Source organism: Kitasatospora cystarginea (genome assembly GCF_039533515.1).
GTDB classification, from domain to species: domain Bacteria; phylum Actinomycetota; class Actinomycetes; order Streptomycetales; family Streptomycetaceae; genus Kitasatospora; species Kitasatospora cystarginea.
Window position 1 is genome coordinate 166,878 of the sequence record NZ_BAAATR010000010.1, and the last position, 17,735, is coordinate 184,612.

General features: G+C 70.9%; 15 protein-coding genes and 1 tRNA gene. 10 read left to right on the forward strand and 6 right to left on the reverse strand.

The genetic code is table 11. From position 1 onward, the window contains the following. Window positions 1–24 precede the first annotated feature (24 nt). Window positions 25–2,256 carry a xanthine dehydrogenase family protein molybdopterin-binding subunit gene (locus ABD369_RS14135; protein WP_344636714.1) on the reverse strand — a complete coding sequence of 744 codons (2,232 nt, stop codon included), beginning with the start codon at window positions 2,254–2,256 and terminating at the stop codon, window positions 25–27. A 256-nt stretch (window positions 2,257–2,512) separates the two neighbouring features. Between ABD369_RS14135 and ABD369_RS14140 the strand changes: the two genes are divergently transcribed. The 4 genes from ABD369_RS14140 (at window position 2,513) to ABD369_RS14155 (ending at window position 6,084) form a co-directional block, all read left to right on the forward strand. Next, entirely contained in the window at window positions 2,513–3,337 is an 825-nt protein-coding gene (locus tag ABD369_RS14140) for an SDR family oxidoreductase (RefSeq protein WP_344636715.1), read from the forward strand. 108 nt (window positions 3,338–3,445) lie between these two features. Continuing rightward, window positions 3,446–3,691: a hypothetical protein gene (locus ABD369_RS14145; protein ID WP_344636716.1), complete on the forward strand. Its 246-nt coding sequence runs from the start codon at window positions 3,446–3,448 to the stop codon at window positions 3,689–3,691. A 68-nt stretch (window positions 3,692–3,759) separates the two neighbouring features. Then, window positions 3,760–5,394, forward strand: a complete 1,635-nt coding sequence (locus ABD369_RS14150) for a sensor histidine kinase (protein ID WP_344636717.1) — start codon at window positions 3,760–3,762, stop codon at window positions 5,392–5,394. A 42-nt stretch (window positions 5,395–5,436) separates the two neighbouring features. Then, window positions 5,437–6,084 (forward strand): response regulator, encoded by a 648-nt coding sequence (locus ABD369_RS14155; RefSeq protein WP_344636718.1) that lies wholly within the window; start codon window positions 5,437–5,439, stop codon window positions 6,082–6,084. Between the two features lie 50 nt (window positions 6,085–6,134). Here ABD369_RS14155 and ABD369_RS14160 read toward each other — a convergent pair whose 3' ends face one another. Continuing rightward, window positions 6,135–6,467 (reverse strand): hypothetical protein, encoded by a 333-nt coding sequence (locus tag ABD369_RS14160; protein WP_344636719.1) that lies wholly within the window; start codon window positions 6,465–6,467, stop codon window positions 6,135–6,137. A 593-nt stretch (window positions 6,468–7,060) separates the two neighbouring features. Here ABD369_RS14160 and ABD369_RS14165 point away from each other — a divergent pair. Next, window positions 7,061–7,891 (forward strand): MIP/aquaporin family protein, encoded by an 831-nt coding sequence (locus ABD369_RS14165; RefSeq protein WP_344636720.1) that lies wholly within the window; start codon window positions 7,061–7,063, stop codon window positions 7,889–7,891. Between the two features lie 578 nt (window positions 7,892–8,469). Here ABD369_RS14165 and ABD369_RS14170 read toward each other — a convergent pair. Both ABD369_RS14170 and ABD369_RS14180 read right to left on the reverse strand, forming a co-directional pair. After that, window positions 8,470–8,766, reverse strand: a complete 297-nt coding sequence (locus ABD369_RS14170) for a hypothetical protein (RefSeq protein WP_344636721.1) — start codon at window positions 8,764–8,766, stop codon at window positions 8,470–8,472. Between the two features lie 431 nt (window positions 8,767–9,197). Further along, window positions 9,198–10,163, reverse strand: coding sequence for a GlxA family transcriptional regulator (locus tag ABD369_RS14180; RefSeq protein ID WP_344636722.1), 966 nt, complete (start codon window positions 10,161–10,163; stop codon window positions 9,198–9,200). Window positions 10,164–10,234: 71 nt separating this feature from the next. On the opposite strand from ABD369_RS14180, the gene ABD369_RS14185 reads away from it, so the two are divergent. Further along, the gene (locus ABD369_RS14185) at window positions 10,235–10,909 is read left to right on the forward strand and encodes an HD domain-containing protein (protein WP_344636723.1); all 675 of its coding nucleotides are present in this window, start codon (window positions 10,235–10,237) and stop codon (window positions 10,907–10,909) included. A 46-nt stretch (window positions 10,910–10,955) separates the two neighbouring features. After that, on the forward strand, window positions 10,956–11,378 hold the full coding sequence (locus tag ABD369_RS14190; RefSeq protein ID WP_344636724.1) for a Rid family hydrolase: 423 nt from the start codon (window positions 10,956–10,958) through the stop codon (window positions 11,376–11,378). 791 nt (window positions 11,379–12,169) lie between these two features. Here the strand turns inward: ABD369_RS14190 and ABD369_RS14195 are convergent. After that, on the reverse strand, window positions 12,170–13,831 hold the full coding sequence (locus ABD369_RS14195; protein WP_344636725.1) for a TROVE domain-containing protein: 1,662 nt from the start codon (window positions 13,829–13,831) through the stop codon (window positions 12,170–12,172). Between the two features lie 433 nt (window positions 13,832–14,264). Next, window positions 14,265–14,322: transfer RNA gene (locus ABD369_RS14200), tRNA-Ser, on the reverse strand. A 486-nt stretch (window positions 14,323–14,808) separates the two neighbouring features. Between ABD369_RS14200 and ABD369_RS14205 the strand changes: the two genes are divergently transcribed. From ABD369_RS14205 to ABD369_RS14215, 3 genes are all read left to right on the forward strand, one after another. Beyond that, a complete protein-coding gene (locus tag ABD369_RS14205; RefSeq protein WP_344636726.1) occupies window positions 14,809–15,291 on the forward strand; it encodes an RICIN domain-containing protein in 483 nt (160 codons plus the stop codon). Window positions 15,292–16,186: 895 nt separating this feature from the next. Further along, the gene (locus ABD369_RS14210; RefSeq protein WP_344636727.1) at window positions 16,187–16,405 is read left to right on the forward strand and encodes a hypothetical protein; all 219 of its coding nucleotides are present in this window, start codon (window positions 16,187–16,189) and stop codon (window positions 16,403–16,405) included. Window positions 16,406–16,495: 90 nt separating this feature from the next. Continuing rightward, window positions 16,496–17,326 (forward strand): class I SAM-dependent methyltransferase, encoded by an 831-nt coding sequence (locus tag ABD369_RS14215; protein WP_344636728.1) that lies wholly within the window; start codon window positions 16,496–16,498, stop codon window positions 17,324–17,326. Window positions 17,327–17,735 lie beyond the last annotated feature (409 nt).

Genomic DNA, 17,735 nt, shown 5'->3' on the forward strand with positions numbered 1-17,735 from the left:
TGTGTCGGATGTTCCTCGGGAGGGTCAGAAGTCGATCGGGAAGCTGCGGGGCGAGGTCCCGGTGGCGCGGGCCCAGGCGTTGGCGACGGCCGCCGCGGCGGCTGGTAGGCCGAGTTCGCCCGCGCCGCCCGGCGGTCCGCTCGGCGGCATCAGGTGCACCGCGAACTCGGGCGGGCTGTGCCGCTGGCGGGCGTACCTGAAGTCGGCGTAACTCCCCTCGCGCACCGCCCCGTTGTCGATGTGCACACCGGCCTGCAGGGTGACCGAGATGCCGTCCATCAGCGCGCCCATCAGCTGGGCCTCCAGACCGCGCGGGTTGATCGCCCGACCGACGTCGGCGACGGCGACCGCCTTGGTGACCCGCGGCGCGGTCCGGTCGGTGGCGTCCAGCTCGACCAGGTAGGCGACGCTGGAGCGGTGTTCGGCGTGGAAGGCGACGCCCTGGGCGTGCCCGGCCGGCATCGGCCGGCCCCAACCGCCCTCCTGGACGAGCCGGTCCAGCACGGCCCGGGCGGCCGGGTCGGACAGCCGGCTGCGGCGGAAGGCCACCGGGTCCTGGCCCAGGGTGCGGGCCAGCTCGTCCATCATGACCTCGTCGGCGACCCGGACCAGGCCGGAGTAGACCGAGCGCCAGCTGCCGGTGTGCATCTCCAGCGGCACTTCGGCCAGCGACTGGCTGCTCAGCCCGAGGTCGTAGGGCAGCCTCTCGGTGAGCAGGAAGAACGCCTGCGAGAGGGTGATCCCGGCGACCGACAGGTCGAAGGCGGCGGCGGTGAGCGCCTCGCCGAGGCCGTGCCGGAAGTCGGTCCGCACGGTGGCGACCCGGTGTTCGTAGCCGACCACCTTGCCGAGTGCGTGGGTGGCCCGGATCCGGTGGTGGCTGGCCGGGCGCATCCGGCCGTGCCGCACGTCGTCGTTCCTGGTCCACATCAGCTTCACCGGCCGCCCGGCCGCCTTGGAGATCTGGGCGGCCTCGAGACCGGCGTCGAAGAACAGCCGCCGCCCGAACGAGCCGCCGCCGCGCACCACATGGAGCGTGACGGCGGAGACTGGCAGGCCGAGCTCGGCGGCGATGGTCTGCTGGGCGACGATCGGCGCCTGTGCGCCGAACCACAGCTCGGCCCGGTCCGCGCGGACGTCCGCGACGGCGGTCAGCACCTCCATCGGCGCATGGCTGACGAAGGCGAAGTCGAACTCGGCGTCCAGGTGCCGGGTGAGCAACGGCGGCAGTACGAAGGGCGGTTGGGCGTCGCGCAGCTTGCGGCGGATGTCCTCGTCGGACAGCGCGGCCAGCGGTCCGGGGTTCCAGCCGATGCTGAGCCCGGCCTTGGCCTTCATGGCCTGGTCGAAGGTCTCGGCCAGCACGGCGATGCCGCTGGGAATCCGCACCACGCCGATCACCCCCGGCATGGCGAGCGCGGCGGTGGCGTCGTACGAGCGGACCGTGCCGTTGATGGTCGGCGGCCGGGAGACCACGGTCGGCACCGCACCGGGGACGTCCAGGTCGCCGGCGTACTTGGCCTTCCCGGTGACGATGTCGCGGGCGTCGATCCGGCCGGTGGCCCGGCCGACCAGCTGCTGCTGCTCGACGGGCTTGGTCACGGCCGGCACGGCGGGCACCAGCACGGCGGCGGCGTCGACGGCGAGTGAGGCGTACGAGGCGCTGCGGCCGTCCGGTGCCAGCACGGTGCTGTCCTGGGTCCGCAGCGAACCGGCGGCCAGCGACCACCGGCGGGCGGCCGCGGTGACCAGCCTGGCTCGGGCCGCCGCGGCGGCGACCCGTACCGGGTCGTAGAGCGAGCGGACCGAGTTGGAGGCGCCGGTCAGCTGGTTGAACAGCAGCTCGGGCCGGGCGGGCGCGAGCGGGACGTCCACATCGCCGAGCCTGGCGTCGAGTTCGTCCGCCACCAGCATCGCCATCGCGGTGGTCAGCCCCTGGCCGACCTCGAGGCGGGGGAGCTGGAGCACGACACGGCCGGCCGCGGTGACCTCCAGGACCAGCAGATGTGAGGTCGGCAGCCCGGCCAGGATCAGGGCGTCGCCGAGGTCGAGAACGTCGGGGATGCCGGGCAGCGCCTCGGCCGGCTCGCCGTCCAGGGCGAGCTGGGTGCCCACCGCGAGCGCGGGCGCGGCGACCAGGTAGGTGAGGAAGCGCCGGCGGCCGGTGCTCCGGGGGGTGGTCGGCGTACTGATGGGAGAGTCCCTTCCCGGGTGGACTGCCGGGCGCGGCCCGGGAGGACGGAGCGGGTCGAGCATAGGGAGGCGCGGATCGAAAGGTCAACGACGCAGACCGCTCCCCGCCAACTCGCCGTCTCTGCAGTGCTGGTGACCACTCCAGCCCTGACGGTCCGTCGGAGAACGGATGTCGGAGTGGCACTCGTCGGGCCCGTGCGACGCGCTCTCGGTGACCCGGCTGACGGCGCGCCACGGGAGCAGCCGGCAGGTAACGGAGTACCCGGGTTCCGCCGATGCTGGAAGAAGCGGATCCGACCCATGGGAGAGGCAGGACGTCATGACACTGCGCTGGCTGATCACGGGATGCTCGTCGGGGCTGGGGCTGGCCCTCGCCCGGGCCGCGGCGGATGCCGGGCACCGCGTCCTGGCCACCGCCCGCAGGCCGTCCGCCCTCGACCCTTTGGCGGCGGCCCATCCGGCCCGGGTGGTCGCGGCCCGGCTCGACGTCCGCGACGCGGACCAGTGCGCGGCTGCCGTCCGGCTGGCCGTGGACGGCTTCGGCGGGCTCGACGTCCTGGTCAACAACGCCGGCTGCGGCCTGTTCGGCACGGTCGAGGAGACCTCGGACGAGGAACTGCGCGACCAGCTGGAGGCCCTGGTGGTCGGGCCCTGGCGGCTGGCGCGGCTGGTACTGCCGCTGATGCGGGCCCAGGGCTCGGGCCACATCCTCAACGTCTCGTCGATCGCCGGCCGGACGGGCTTCCCCGGACTCGCCGGCTACATCACCGCCAAGCACGCCCTGGAGGGCCTCACCCAGGCACTCGCCACCGAGGCGGCCCCGTTCGGCATCCGGGTCACCGCCCTGGAGCCCGGCCCGTTCACCACCTCCTTCGGGGCCAAGGCCGCCGAGACCCGGGCCCGGATCCCTGCGTACGAGGAGATCACCCGCCAGACCCGCGAGGGAGTCCAGGGACTGGCCGACGACCCCTCCCTCGGGCGCCCGGCGGAGTTCGCCGAGTTGGTCCTGCGTGTGGTGGCCGCCCCGCCGGCCGACACCCCCGTCCGCATCCCCGTGGGCGGACCGGCCCACGCGACCATCGCCGCCGTGGAGGACGCCGCCCGACAGGAGCTCCGCCAGGCCCGGGCGCTCTCGACCACCTGACCCACCGACCGATCAGGTCGCCCCGCTGCCCCGGCGGCCCGGGCAGCGGGGGCGAGGTCCCGGTTGACACCCCGAGGGGCCGGGCGGCCAGAGAGAAGGTGCGCCAAGGTGTCCGACGGGCTGGTCGAGGAGTCCGGCACCGCCATCGACCAGGGCATCGACCGCCTGAGGGTCTCGCTCGCCCACTGCACCGTCCCCGAACGCCTGGACATCCTCGCCGATCGCCTCCCCGGCGCCGCCCGCCACTTGGCCCACCGCGTCGACGACGTCGCCCTGCTCCTCACCGCCCGGCCCACAGGCCCGGCGGCGGACGCACGCGCGGGGCTGCCCGGCCGCCCACGCCCAGAGGCGTGACTTTCGTCGTGCGCGAGCGCGACCAAAGACAACGGCGCAGGTCGGCCCGTCCGATTACGCTCGCCCGGGTGGCGAAGACAGCAGAACTCTGGACAGCGGCACGCAAGCGTGCCCTCCCCGGCCCCTGGGGCAGACGCGAGTACCTCCGCGAGGGTACGGCCGCACTCCTGGTCGCGGTCCTCAGCGGCATCATCTCGCTGGCCGACCCGATGAACCCGCTCGGCGCGATCGCCGTCGGCCTCGCCGCCGCCGCGCTCTACCTGCTGCGCCGCGGACTCCCACTGACGGTCCTGCTGCTGACCGCGGTCGGCCTCGGCGCCTTCGGCGGCTGCATCCCGATACTGGCCGCCGCGAGCTGGTCGGCCGGCTACCGGATGGCCCGGGCCTGGGCGCTCACGGCGGCCTGCGCGTCCGTCCTGGTGCTGAGCACCGCGGTCTCACTCCGCTACAACCTCGACGGGATCCCGCCCAGGGGACTGATCGGGATCAACCTGGCGGTGTTCCTGCTGTTCGTGGTCCTGCCGGCCGTCTTCGGCCGCTACCGCGCGCAGCGCCGCACCCTGCTCAGCACCCTGCAGGAGCGCAACGACCAGCTGCTGCGCGAACGCGCCATGATCGCCCACCAGGCCAGACTGCGCGAACGCCAGCGGATCGCCCAGGACATGCACGACAGCCTCGGCCACCAGCTCGCGCTCATCTCCGTGCACACCGGTGCACTGGAGGTGGACCGCGGCCTGACGGACCGGCAGCGCGAGGCGGTGGCCGTGCTGCGCCAGGCCGCCGTGACCGCGATGCGCGAGCTGCGGGAGACGGTCGGCCTGTTGCGGGACGAGAACACGGTCGGGCTGGCCGGGTCGAGGGGCGCAGCGGGTACGGCGGGGGACACCGGGGCGGCCGGCGGGGTGGAGACGATCGAGCGGCTCACCGACGCCTCCCGGGCCGCCGGAACCGCCGTACGGGTGACCCGCTCCGGCGAGATCCGCCCGCTCGCCGCCGCCACCGGGCACGCCGCGTACCGGATCGTCCAGGAGGCCCTGACCAACGCGCACAAGCACGCCCCGAGCGCACCGATCGAGGTCGCCCTGCGCTACGAGCCGGACGCGTTGCTGGTCGAGGTGGTCAACGGCGCCTCGGCCGCAACCGCACCGGGACCGGTGGTCAGCGGCGGCCAGGGCCTGACCGGGCTGCGCGAACGCGCCCGGCTGCTCGGCGGCATGGTGCACAGCGGGCCCACCCCCGAGGGCGGCTTCCGGCTCGCCGGAGTGCTGCCGTACGAGGGGGCCGGCCGCCCGCCCGCGGACGACCCCGACCTGCCGGAGGCGCCGCCGCCGGCTCCGCCGGTGCGGCGCAGCCCGGCGCTCGGCTGCGCGGTGGTGGTGGGCCTGGCGTGTCTCGCCTTCCTGGGCCTGCTCGGCTTCGGCGGCTACGTGCTGGTCGAGGAGACCGACAACGCGACGCTGGACCGCGACGTCTACGACGCGGTTCAGGTGGGCCAGCCGGAGAGCGCGGTGAAGGACAAGCTGCCCTCCGGCAGCGACTTCCTCACCAGCGGGTACCGGCAGAAGGGGCCCGACGTCCCGGCCGGGGCGTCCTGCCTCTGGTTCAGCGCGGAGCAGCGGAGCGACGAGCCGGCGGGCGACTACGCCAGCCGGCTCTGCTTCCGCGACGGCGTGCTGATCGAAAAGGTGCACTACCGTGCCTAGGTGCAGCCAGCAGATCAGCGCATGCGTCCGGGAGGCCAACCAGTGATCCGAGTCCTCGTCGCCGACGACGAGCCGCTCATCCGCGCCGGGATCCGGCTCATCCTCACCTCCGCCGACGACATCGACGTGGTGGCGGAGGCGGCCGACGGCCGTGAGGCGTTGGAGCTGGCGCGGGCGCACGTGGTGGATGTGGTGCTGCTGGACATCCAGATGCCGGTGATGGACGGTCTCACCGCGCTCGCCGAGCTGCCGAGGGTGGCACCGGGGGCGCGGGCGCTGATCCTGACCACCTTCGGTGAGCGAGAGAACGTGCTGCGGGCGATCACCGCGGGAGGCGCAGGCTTCCTGCTCAAGGACACCGCGCCCGGCGAACTGATCCAGGCGGTTCGGGCGGCGGCCAGCGGTCATGCCTTCCTGTCGCCCGCCGCCACCCGACACATCGTCGACAGCCTCGCGGCCGGCCCGGCCGTCGCCCGCGGTGAGGCGGCCAGGCGGCGGCTGGCCGCGCTCTCGGCGCGCGAGCGCGAGGTGCTGGAACTGCTCGGTGAGGGCCTCTCGAACGCGGACGTGGGCGCCCGGCTGCACATGAGCGAGGGCACGGTGAAGACGTACGTGAGCCGGATCCTGGCCAAGCTGGAGTGCGAGAACCGGGTGCAGGCGGCACTGCTCGCCCGGGACGCCGCGCTCTGACGGACCCGCGGGCGGGAGGTCTCACGCTGACTGCCGCTCGGGCCCCGCGCTCAGTGCCAGTAGGTCTGGGCGCCGGCCCGGCTCTGGTGCCAGGCCCAGACGGCCAGTGCGGTCACCAGCACCAGCAGGAGCAGCAGGGCCAGGAAACCCGCCAGCCCGGTCCGGCCGGACGGCTCACCGGGCGCGGCCATGAGCCGGGGAGCCACCCGCCGTACGTCGTCGGCGTGGTACCGGACCACGGTGTGCGAGCCCCAGACGCTGTCGGCGGTGTCGGTACGGAACCGCACCCCGTTGGCCACCGCCGTCTCGTGCACCGGACCGACCCCCGGCCACAGCGTGCGCACCTGCGGCACCGTGAGCCAGCTGATCTCCTCGCCGTCCACACCCAGTCCCCTCCGCGCCCGGTCGCCCCTCGGACCGACGGGCAGCAGGGCCCACGGTGTCGCGTGCCGACAGCTCTCGCCCTCTCCCCGTGCCCGCCGTCGGGTGGGGGCGCCCGTGCCCCAGCCTTCGGCCGGGGGCGGGACCGTCCGTGCCCGCCATCGTGCGGCGCCGCCCCCAGCCGTCGGGCTGAGGGCGAGGGGCCCTCGGACGCACATCCCTCGTCGCGCGCAGCGCCGCTGCGCTCTCTTCCCCCAGCCTGGCGACTTGGGGGTCCCCCCCGGCCGAAGGCTGGGGGACGGGTGCCCCGCACGATGCACGCCCGGACGCGGCTCTCGGCGCATCCTCGGTCTTCGGCCGGGAGGTGCCCTTTCCTCTCTTCACGCTCCCCGCTGCCGGGCGGTCTCATCATCACAGGCCCGGCGCACTTCACCGTCAAGGGGGCGCGGAATCAAATCCTGGCGCCCCGACCACGGTCGACGGGCCGCTCACGCCCCCAAGTAGCCCTGCCTGACGGGCAGCCGTCCGTGATGTGCGTACACGATGAGGAGGACGTCCAAGGCCGGTCCGGCCGACAGGACCCTCGGGAGTGCGGATGGCTGAGCGATCGGAACAGGGCCCCGGGTGGGGACTGGCGGGTGAACTGTTCGCGGAGTTCACCGGCACCATGATCCTCATCCTGTTCGGTGTGGGCGTGGTGGCGCAGGTGCTCGCGGCGGGCCTCGGCGACCATGACAGCATCGCCTGGGCCTGGGGGCTCGGTGTCACCCTCGGCGTCTACGTCGCGGCCCGGATGAGCGGCGGCCATCTCAACCCCGCGGTCACCGTGGCACTGGCGGCCTTCAAGGGCTTCCCGTGGGCGAAGGTCGGCCCCTACGCCGTGGCGCAGACCGCGGGCGCGTTCGTAGCGGCCCTGGTGGTGCGGTGGAACTACACCGAGGTGCTGGCCAAGTTCGACCCGAATCACTCGATCAAGAGCCAGGGCGTCTTCTCCACCCTCCCCGGCAACGGGGGCTTCCCGGTGAGCGAGCTGGGCGCGCTGCGCGACCAGGTGATCGGGACGGCGATCCTGGTGCTGCTGGTCTTCGCGGTCACCGATGTGCTCAACAGCCCGCCACGGGCCAACCTCGGCCCCTTCATCGTGGGGCTGATCGTGGTCGCGATCGGTATGGCCTTCGGTACCAACGCCGGGTACGCCATCAACCCGGCCCGCGACTTCGGCCCCCGGCTGGCCAGCTACCTCACCGGCTACGGCCATGCCTGGCGGGACCAGTACGGGAACCTCTACTTCTGGGTGCCGATCGTCGGCCCGCTGGTCGGCGGTGTCGTCGGCGGTGCCCTCTACAAGATCCTGATCGGCGACTTCCTGGTCAGGGGTGGTGAACAGGAGGTCGGCCGCACCCCCGCCCCGGACACCGCCGAGTAGGTCCCGCGAACGCTTGGCCTCACCGGGCGGCTCGCCCGAGGAGCGCGAGGAAGCGTGCGCTGCCGTACCGGAGCCCCACAGAACCTGGAGCTCCAAGGCTTCATGCAGGAGCGGCTCACCAAGCACTGGAGCCTTGAGCAGATCGCCCAGATACCTCGCCAGAGATGCACGTGGTCCACGAGACGATCTACCAGGCCCTCCACGGCGATCTCGTTGCCCTGGTCCCATGCGAGGGACCGGGGAGTCCGATGGTCTCGGCTTGGCGTCAGGCGCGGTTGCAGTTGCTCGGGCAAGCGGTTGGGGTGGAGGGCATGTTGGTCCTCGCGGGTGGCGCGGGGTGATCAACGCCCAGTGCCACACCGGGACTTGTAGTTCGCCGTGAACGCGAAGCAGCCCCGCGCTCGGGGGAAACGCGGGACCGCCGATCCCAGTGCCGCCCAGCGGTGGCTCCGGGTGCCTTCGACTGCCGGACAGCACAGGCCGGACGCGGACCGGCACCGGAGGCGGTGGAGGTCCGACTTCCACTGGACGTCTCCGAGGCCGATCACGGTCGTTCGGTCAGACGGTGGCCGTCGCCCTTATGCGACGTACACGCTCTTACCGGCCGACTCGGTCGCCGTGCCGCCTGGCGGGACCACCGCGAGAACATTTCCGGAGCATTTGGCGCCCTCGTAGACGAGGACGTACGCGGTCGTCCGGTTCTCCATGGGCTGCGACCCGAGTGCCTGGTTGACGCAGACGCTCGGATTGTTGACGACCCGATCGTTACTGAAGAAGAGGAGCTGCCCGTGGGCGGCGTAGGCGGAGGTGGGTACGGCGAGGGCCAGCGTGCTGGTGGTGGCGAGAGCGGCGAGCAGGGTTGCGACGCGTCGCACGGGTGACTCCCGGGGGTGGGGTGCGGATGGGGGTTCCTGTCGCCGACAAGGTAACCGAATGATCGCTAGGCGTAACCGGCCGCCTGTGTGGTTCACCCGGAACGTCCAGCACCAGCCCCGCGGGGCCGCGCACGAACGGCCAGATCACACACGCCGTGATCACTGGAGAGCCGGATGACAGGGAAACCGTCATTTCACTCGGCGGGAGGCCGCGCGGAAAAGGACCTGCCACGAGCAGGCACCTCGCCGCGCGGCCGACCCAACCGTATGGCTCCACCAGTTCAAGCGCCTGCGGGTCCGCTGCGAGGTGCGCGCCGACCTCCACCAAGGCCTGCTTCAACTCGCTTGCGGCATCATCTGCTTGAGACGACTCGGAGCCTCATTCCGAAACGATCAGTAAGGCTGTCCGAGGTAGTGGTGAGCCGTCCGGGTTATGGCGACGGGTCCGGCTTGCGTGCGTGGTCCGAACACCAGAAGGTGCGTCGGTAGGCAGTGGGAGTGGTGTCGAGTGCGCGGCGGAAGTGCAGGCGCAGGTTGGCGGCTGTGCCCAGTCCGCAGTCGCGTGCCACCCGGTCCACCGGGTGGTTCGTGGTTTCCAGTAGTTCCCGTGCCCGGCCGATTCGGGCGCTGAGCAGCCACCGCAGCGGGGTCGTGCCGGTCTCCTCGGCGAACCGGCGGATGAAGGTGCGCTGCGACAGGCCGGCGTGGCGGGCGAGCACCGGCAGGGTGAGTGGCTCCTCGAGTCGTTGCAGGGCCCATCCCCGGGTGGTGGAGAGCGAGGCCTCGCCAGTTACTGCGACCGGAGCGGGTACGTACTGCGCCTGCCCGCCGTCTCGGTGCGGGGCGGCGACCAAGCCGCGGGCGATCTGGTTGGCCACCACCGCCCCGAGGTCGCGGCGCACGATGTGCAGGCAGAGGTCGATGCCGCAGCAGACCCCGGCCGAGGTGAGCACGTCACCCTCGTCGACGTACAAGACGTCGCGGTCGACCGTGATGGCGGGGAAATCTCGTTCGAGCTCCTCGATGTGCTTCCAGTGGGTCGTGGCGTGCAGGCCGTCCAGCACGCCCGCCGCGGCCAGCGCGAAGGCTCCCGTGCAGATGGACACCACGCGCCGACCACGGTCGCGGGCCTCGGCCAGCGCATCGAGTACGGCGTTCGGAAGCTGGAGGATCGGCTCGAACCCCGGAACGATCACCGTGTCGGCGACGCGTACCTGCTCCAATTCCCCACCGGCGATCAGTGCGAAGCCCGCGCTGGTGGTCACCTTCGCGTCGAGCGCGCACACGGTCATCTCGTACGGGGTCTCCGGTCGGGTGTTGAAGATCTGCGTCGGGATCGCCAGATCGAGCGGGGTGACCCCGTCCAGCGCCAGGACTGCGACTCGGTGCACTGCCATGGCAGGATCCTATCGAAGTCGGGTAATTTTGCCTCTCGCCAGGTCAGGGCGGTCGCGGCCACTCTGAAGTCATGAACGGATCTACCCGCGAGGTGACCACGGACCTGATCACGCTGCCCGGCACACCACTTGCCGACGCCGTCGTGAATCTCGTCCGGACGGTGCAAACGCCCTCCGTGTTCAACCACAGCGTCCGCAGCTACCTGTTCGCCAGGTTGGTGGCCGGCCGCCTCGACCTGGCCGTCGGCCGTGACTACGACGACAGCCTGCTGTTCGCCGCCTGCGTGATGCATGACCTCGGCGTCGCGTCGGACGGCGCGCACTGTCAGCGTTTCGAGGTCGAGGGCGCCGACCGGGCCGCCGAGTTCCTCGTCGGGCGCGGAGTTTCCGCGGCTGACGCCGATGAGGTCTGGCAGGCCATCGCCCTGCACACCTCCCCAGGCATCGCGGAACGGCGCGGCACGTTGTGCGTGCTCGTCCGCGAAGGCGTCGCACTCGACTTCGGCGGCCCGCTGGGCACCGGTCACGTCGAAGCCGTCACCGACGAGCAGGCCGACGCGCTGCATGCCGCCTACCCGAGACTGGAGATGATCCGCTCACTCACCGACGCGATCGTCGCGCAAGCCGCTAAGAACCCGAAGAACGCACCCCGCTACACGATTCCCGGTGAATTCCTCCGAGAACGTGAGACCTTCGGCCGGACCCGACTGGAGCACGCCTGTCGTTCGTCCCGCTGGGGCAGCTGACGTCACGGATCCCACGACCAGTCAACAGAGAGAGGGAAGCACTGCCATGACGATACACACCGTCGAGATCCCCGAGGACTCCGAAGTCTTCGGAGAGACCAGCGGCGCCTTCGCCCGCTTCGGCTATTCCGCCGCGGTCCGTGCGCACGGTCTGCTCTTCATCGCCGGAACCATCGGCCGCCGTGCCGACGGAACCATCGCGGACACCATCGAAGAGCAGACCGAGATCGCCATCCGGCGCATCGAGGAGATCCTCCGGTTGGAGAACCTCGACCTGTCCGCCCTCGTGGACGTGACCAGCTACCACGTGGACATCCACCGGCACATGCCCGGCTTCCTCGAAGCCAAGCAGCGCCTCATCAAAGCCCCTTTCCCGACCTGGTCGCTGATTGGTGTCAGCGCCCTCGCCAGTCCGGGGCTGCTCGTCGAAATTCGCGCCACTGCCGCCTATTCCGACGCATCTCGGTAGACCGCCGCTCCTGGGCCGCCCCCGGCTCAGGAGCGCCCCACCACCGACCTGAGGTCCCATCCCCGGCCCCTGCCGCCTTCGGAGCAGGCGGTCCACGCCCCGGACCGACGAAGGGCTCCCGAGCAGCCCCGGAGGGGGTTCAGGAAAAGGCTCCTGCCTTGCCGTCCTATCCAGTCCGTCGGGGCTTGGCGCCGACCTTGTGGTGGCGAACGCGCCCCTGCCGATCCCGTCACACGACACAGTCGTCCCCAACGGCCTTCGCTCCGATCATCCACCCCTAGCCCGAGTGCATGATCAAGCGGAGGCCGCCCCGTGTCCGGCGAACCCTCGTGTGAGTGATCAGGTTCGAGGCGCTGTTCGAGGCCGCTGGATACTGACCTCGGGGCTTGAAAGTGACGGCGGTGGCAGATCTTGGGAACGGCTGCGCCGGTCACTGCGACGGTCCGCCGGTAGAACGCGCCGATCCATCACCCCGAAGCGCCGAAGTCAGTAGCGGACGGGCATGCTGCGCGCGGGCCGCCGACAAAGGTCGCGCGCAGCTGCGAGGACTCCTTGGTGAACGCGACCTTCGTGCTACCTGCCGCAGCGGGGGAGGGGGGCAGAGTCCGGCCTGCGGGGCAGCGGTCAGGCGGCAGGTCACTGGTCGGCCTCAGTGGGCATCCAGGCGGCGGCCCGTTCCAGCAGTCGGTGGACGTCGTGCCGTGTCGTGGCCAGAAGGTCGTTACCAGTCGTGTCATGGTGCGCGATGGTGCCCGCACCTCAACATGGGGTGCGGGCACCATGACGGGCCATCAGCCGCGCTGCTGCTCCCAAGGCCACTTCGCATCGCGTCCGGCGTCCAGCAGCGGGATCAGCGAGAACGCCGCGTCCGTGAGGCCACCCAGGGTGTGGCGGTTCCCGCTCCCGGACGGCATCGCGCCGGGCTTGTAACCAGCCATGTTCCACATGTAGACCGGCACGCGCGCGGGGATCAGGTCGTCGATGCGGGTCTCCGGCATACCGCCCCAGTGACCGTGGCAGTTCGACGGCAGCCAGCCGGGCCGGGTCTGCTCGTCGGTGACGATGACGACCCGGTCGTGATCCCGGTAGTGCTCCTTGACCGCGGACGGGATGTCAGTGCCGTCGATACGGCCGAACTGCTCGATGAGGCGCAGCACGCTGCCGCCCCTAGGAACATCGATGCAGTTGCTGTGCATTCCGAATTCGACCAGCGTCGGGTCTGCCGCCCGGGCAGCGAGCGCTGCGCCGAACACCGCGGCCTGCTCGGCGAGCGGGATGTCGGACTTGTTCGGCGTCGAGAACCCGTAGCCGGGGAACATCGATGGCGACCGGTCGACCAGGATGAGCGTCCGGCCCGGCAGGGACGGCACATTTGCGAGGGAGTGCGCGAGGGCCTTCTCCAGGGCGTGCCCCCAGCGCAGCGAGTGGGTGTGCTTGTACGCGGCCCAGAAGCGGAACGGGAACAGCCTGGACTTCGCGACGGCCTCCGGCGCCGCGAGGGTCGCCGCGACTTGCTCGGCGACCTCGTCGGACACGCCGGCCTGGTCGAAGTTCCGCAGGTTCCGCAGCAGTGCCGTGTAGCCCATGGACGGGATGACGGCCTGCCACGCAGCAGCGTCCATCGGGCCTTGAAGCCAGTCCGCCAGCGCTTCCCAGGTGAGCCCTGCCGCCGACAGTCGTTCGATGCCTCCGGGCTCGGTGACCACGGCGCGCCGCTCCGCGATCGGCAGCGCCAGCAGCTCGCGGTTGGCGGTCAGCAGCCGGTCCCGGTCCGGGGGCAGTGCGGTGTCGGGGTTGTGGCGGCGGTCCAGGGCGTACTTGAACAGGCCGCCCTGCCACGGCTTGTCGGCGTGCGGGGTGGCGTGAACGAGGTTGAGGACGTCGCCAAAGCGGTAGCCCTTGCTGTCGGTGTCGTACTTGAGTAGGGCCCTGCCGTTGTAGAGCCGCTGTACGGCGTCGGAGATGCCGCGCTTGACGGGCTTGGGCACGTTCCGGCCGTAGCGGCTGGTCCAGTAAGCGAGGAACTCACCAGGCTCGTCGGCGCGTTGAAGGACCGCGTCGACGACGAGCCGGTTCACGCCCTGCTGCGCGGGGCGCAGGACGAGATCGTCGGCCTTGGCGTCGAGCCGGGCCTTGACGAACTCGACGGCGCCGACGAGCGATGCGGTTCGCATGTTGCCGTCCGTGCGCAGCCAGTGGAGCAGGTTGTAGGTCCACGCGGGGTCTTCGACGGCGAGTTGCCGGACGAGCTGCACGTAGCGGTCGTCGCGGTCGCCTGCCTTCTCGTAGAAGGTGTCGGTTCCGACCGTGTTCGAGACCGCGAGGAGGAAAAGTTCACTGCGCTCGTCGCGCAGGTGGCCGGGCGCGCCCTCGTAGGTGCGGGTGGCCGCGCCGGTCGTTCGGATCGGCGAGCTGACGGCCGGCCGGTTGGTGCGGGTGTTGAAGCGGGACAAGAGGAATCCCCTCGCTGCGGAGGGGAGGCGAAGCAGGGGTGCCCGAGATCAGAGTCGGCGACGGTACCCCGCGCCGGTCAGGGCGCGGAAGGGATTCGAACCCTAGTGACCAAGAAGTAACCGTGTGCCTGCGCACCGGGCACCCCGGTGCTGTGCCTCCCGAGATCAGGTGTGGGTCCGGCGTGGTTTCACCCAAAGAAGTAGCCGGACCGCAGCGCACCGGGAGGTGCGTGTGAAGTTATGCCATCCGAGATCTGAGCGACAGCGCGAGCGCCCAACCAACAGGGCAACAGGCCCAGGGGTGGGCCTGACAGGAATCGAACCAGTGAAGAACGCGCGGTCTACGCACCGGGTGGAAGTCTGAAGTTGTTTGTCCAGAGGTCAAGTTCGACTGAGGAGACGTAGGTGCTCTGCCAGCTGAGCTACCGGTCTGCGACCGGGCGGGACTCGAACCCGCGGCAACCCCATTACCAATGGAAGTAACCCCGGCCTTCGCACCTGGACAACGCCCAATGTACTCCGCTGGGGTGACAGTTCATCGGATTTATCAGTGGGGGTGGCGGTGGCGGTCTACTGCTCCGCGCTGCTGGTCCAGTCGCCGTGGACGATGTCGTGGTGCTGGTCGCCGTCGTGGGGTGGCAGGTTGCAGATGATGATGGACTAGCCGTTGAGGGTGATGCTGCCGGTCGCGGTGCAGTCGGTCATGCGGTGCATCATCCCGCTGGTGCTGCTGCTGTGCTCAACGCGCGGAGGACGGCAAGTTTGGTAGGCAGCCAGGCGTTGAAGGTCCGTGCAGAGCTGCCAGGTCGGCTGCGAGGACTGTGCACTGGTGAACGTCCTGCGGCCCCATCCGTGCAATCGTGAAGGTATTGCGAGCGCATCTCCTTGAGGTAGCTTCCGGGCATCGAGGTAACTCCTGCGGCTGTTCCCGGCAGGGGCTGCCGCGTTTTCCGGCATCGGCTGAAGGGTTCACCGAAATGACCAAGGCTCTGACTCGGATCGCCGCCACCGCCGCGGGCCTCATGCTCGCGGCCGGTGCCGCGCTCGTCAACGCACCTTCCGCCTCGGCCCTCGTCAGCGGCTCGCAGCACAGTGTGGCCACGGGCAAGTGTCTTGGTGTCTACGGGAACGTCCCCTTCGACGGCACGGCCGCCGTCATCTGGGGCTGTAACGGCAACGCCGACCAGAACTGGGAGTTGACCGGTACCGGTGGCGGCTACTACCAGCTTCAGAACGGCAACAGCGAGTGCCTGGGCATCTACTCCGGCGATGCGACCCAGTGGAACTGCAACGGCCACGACGACCAGCAGTGGTACATCGACCGCCCCGCGGGTTACTCGTCGGCCATGCTGCGGAGCAAGACCAACTGGACCCTGTGCCTGACCGTTCCCGGCAACGTTGACGGCTCCCGCGTGACCCTGGCCACCTGCGCCGGGCAGGACAACCAGCTCTGGTACTGACCGTCTCCTCGCGGAGGACCCGCCTCGAACGGCGCACCGCCACCGCCTGAACTCGGACCCGGCCCGGCAAGCACCTTGCCGGGCCGGGTCCTTCGTGTGCTCGTCCTGGTGAGGCCGCACTCGCGTGAACCGGTCCGCGACACGGCCCATCAGCTGGTCGAACATCACCTGCCATCGGGCAGGCACTACGCCATGGCCCGCGGCCACCGCACGATCTCCAGGAGTCCACACAACCCTTGATCATCTCGCGGCCGCCGCCTGCGTCAGGCGTGCAGTACTGGCCGTCGTCGCCCTGGGCCGTCGCGAAACTGCACACCAGAGTACTAATCCGCTTGCAGGACGAAGAACAGGAAGCACAGGAAGCGCGGCTGAACGTCGGGGAACAGGTCACGGGCGGCAGGACCACCGCAGGCGCGACGCCCCGGAGAACCCGTCTCGAATGCTTCGACCGTGTCCTCGCGGGCGCCCAGCCAGCGGCGAAGCATTTCGGCGCTCTCTGGGCGAGCACTGTGAGCTCGTCGTAGTCCTGGCGGCGGACGTGGCGTATGGCCACTCGCGGCCCTTGTAGGAGGTAACTGGTGACTGCCATCCGGGGATCCTATGCAGCCAGATAGCCGTCAGGGCCGGTCTGTGGGCCTGCCCCGGCTCGCCCATCCCGGCCGGCTTCCGCAGCGCCACCTACCGGGCGAGCGGGTGCGGCGGCCAGAGTGCCTGGCTCATGCTGTACCGCTGAACCCGCGTTGACACCTGACGCGCCCGCACACTGCACTGTGCGGGCGCGTCCGGCGCCCTGCCCGACCGGCCGGGCAGGGTCGCGCGTGATCAAAACAGATTGATCGAAATGATCTTCCTGGCTACGCTGCCCGAGGTAATTCCCCAACCCGGAGGCTATGCCATGGAGCTGAGTAATCGTCACAGTGTCTTGATCGGCGCCGCCACTGCGGCCCTCGCCGCCGCCGCGGCCGTGGGAGTGAGCACGGGAGCGCTGCCCACCTCGTCCCACGGCATCGTGGTCGAGGCCCACATGGCACTCCCGGACCCTGCGGTCGCGGACACCCAGCCCACGGACACCACCGACAGGTTGGTCGTCCCGGACCACGGCTACGTGCAATGAGTCGCCACCACCGCCCTGACCGCAACCAGCGGACCATGAACGGCTCCTGACGTGTGCTCAGGCAAGGCAGCCCCCTTGGCAGCAGACCCCGTGAGCCCCACCCCCAACGGCACGGCGCCGGCCGGGCAGTCCTGCGACCGGTCCGGTGCCAAGGCGGGCGACCCCGCCGTCCGGCTCATCGCCGAAACCGCCGAGCGGCTGGTCCGGCTCTGGGCCTCCCGCCCCGAGCTGCACCACGCCGGATGGGGCCGGCCGTTCCGGCCGCTCGGCGAACTGCTGCCCGAGCAGGACGTCGAATTCGCCGCACAGAACCCCCAGATGGTCCCGCTGCTCTGGTATCCCGCGCTGCGCCACGGTACTTCCCGGGCGCCCGTGATCGACGTTTTTGACCACCTGCCCGCGGAGTTGGGACCGCCGCTCCCCCGGCGCCAGGAGCTCTCCCGCATCTACAGCTGGGCGCTGGCCTCGCGCACCGCCCTGGAGTGGATCGGCGACTGCCTCGACGGGCGCGGCCTGCTGGAGGTCGGCGCGGGCAGCGGCTACTGGGCGTGGCTGCTGCGCGCCCGGGGCGTCGACGTCGTGGCCACCGACGCCGAGGCACGCGCCGAGCACAACGGCTGGACCGACCGCTTCCAGTTCACCGAGGTCCGTCCGGGCCGGGCCGCCGAGGACGCCGCCGCACACCCCGAGCGGGTGCTGGCGCTGCTCTGGCCCCCGCACCGTGACCCGATGGCCGCCGACACCCTGCGCGCCTACCAGGGCCCCGGCCTGTTCTACCTCGGCGACGGTGCTGGCGGGATCTGCGCCGATGAGTCCTTCTTCACCGAGCTTGCAGCCCGTTGGCGCCCGCTCTCCCGGTGCCCGCTGACACTGCGCTGGCTTGGCAACCGCGACACGGCCACCTTCTACGTTCGGCGCTGACCAACCGGCCCCGGGGAGACATCGGCCGCGACGGGGGCCTCACGGTGATCAACACACGGCGCCCCAACAATTCCGCCCTCCGCGATCTTGCCGCCCTTCTGGCAGATCCGCGAGACCTCCTCTTGGAGCAGGCCGCCGAGGAGTTCGAGAAGTACACCGCTCCGGCGCCTGCCCCGCTGGTCCAGAAGGACGGCGGTAACGGGGGAAGCTGCTGCTGACGCAGTGTCGGCCCAATGGGACGCCCGGCCTGTCGGCCGACTGGCCGCTGCACGGCCGTCCCCCCCCCGTGAACCAGCGGGGCGTTGCCGTACGCCAGGGACGGCCGATCCGGGCGGAGGTATCTCGGGCGGGCTGGAATGCGCGATCGGCCGACGGTCGACGGACCTGGAGCTTTACTGGGCGGGCGCTA

Coding starts and splice junctions, on each gene's coding strand:
- ABD369_RS14135 (WP_344636714.1), bottom strand. CDS start 2,256: ATGCTCGACCCGCTCCGTCCTCCCGGGCCGCGCCCGGCAGTCCACCCG.
- ABD369_RS14140 (WP_344636715.1), top strand. CDS start 2,513: ATGACACTGCGCTGGCTGATCACGGGATGCTCGTCGGGGCTGGGGCTG.
- ABD369_RS14165 (WP_344636720.1), top strand. CDS start 7,061: ATGGCTGAGCGATCGGAACAGGGCCCCGGGTGGGGACTGGCGGGTGAA.
- ABD369_RS14180 (WP_344636722.1), bottom strand. CDS start 10,163: ATGGCAGTGCACCGAGTCGCAGTCCTGGCGCTGGACGGGGTCACCCCG.
- ABD369_RS14185 (WP_344636723.1), top strand. CDS start 10,235: ATGAACGGATCTACCCGCGAGGTGACCACGGACCTGATCACGCTGCCC.
- ABD369_RS14190 (WP_344636724.1), top strand. CDS start 10,956: ATGACGATACACACCGTCGAGATCCCCGAGGACTCCGAAGTCTTCGGA.
- ABD369_RS14205 (WP_344636726.1), top strand. CDS start 14,809: ATGACCAAGGCTCTGACTCGGATCGCCGCCACCGCCGCGGGCCTCATG.
- ABD369_RS14210 (WP_344636727.1), top strand. CDS start 16,187: ATGGAGCTGAGTAATCGTCACAGTGTCTTGATCGGCGCCGCCACTGCG.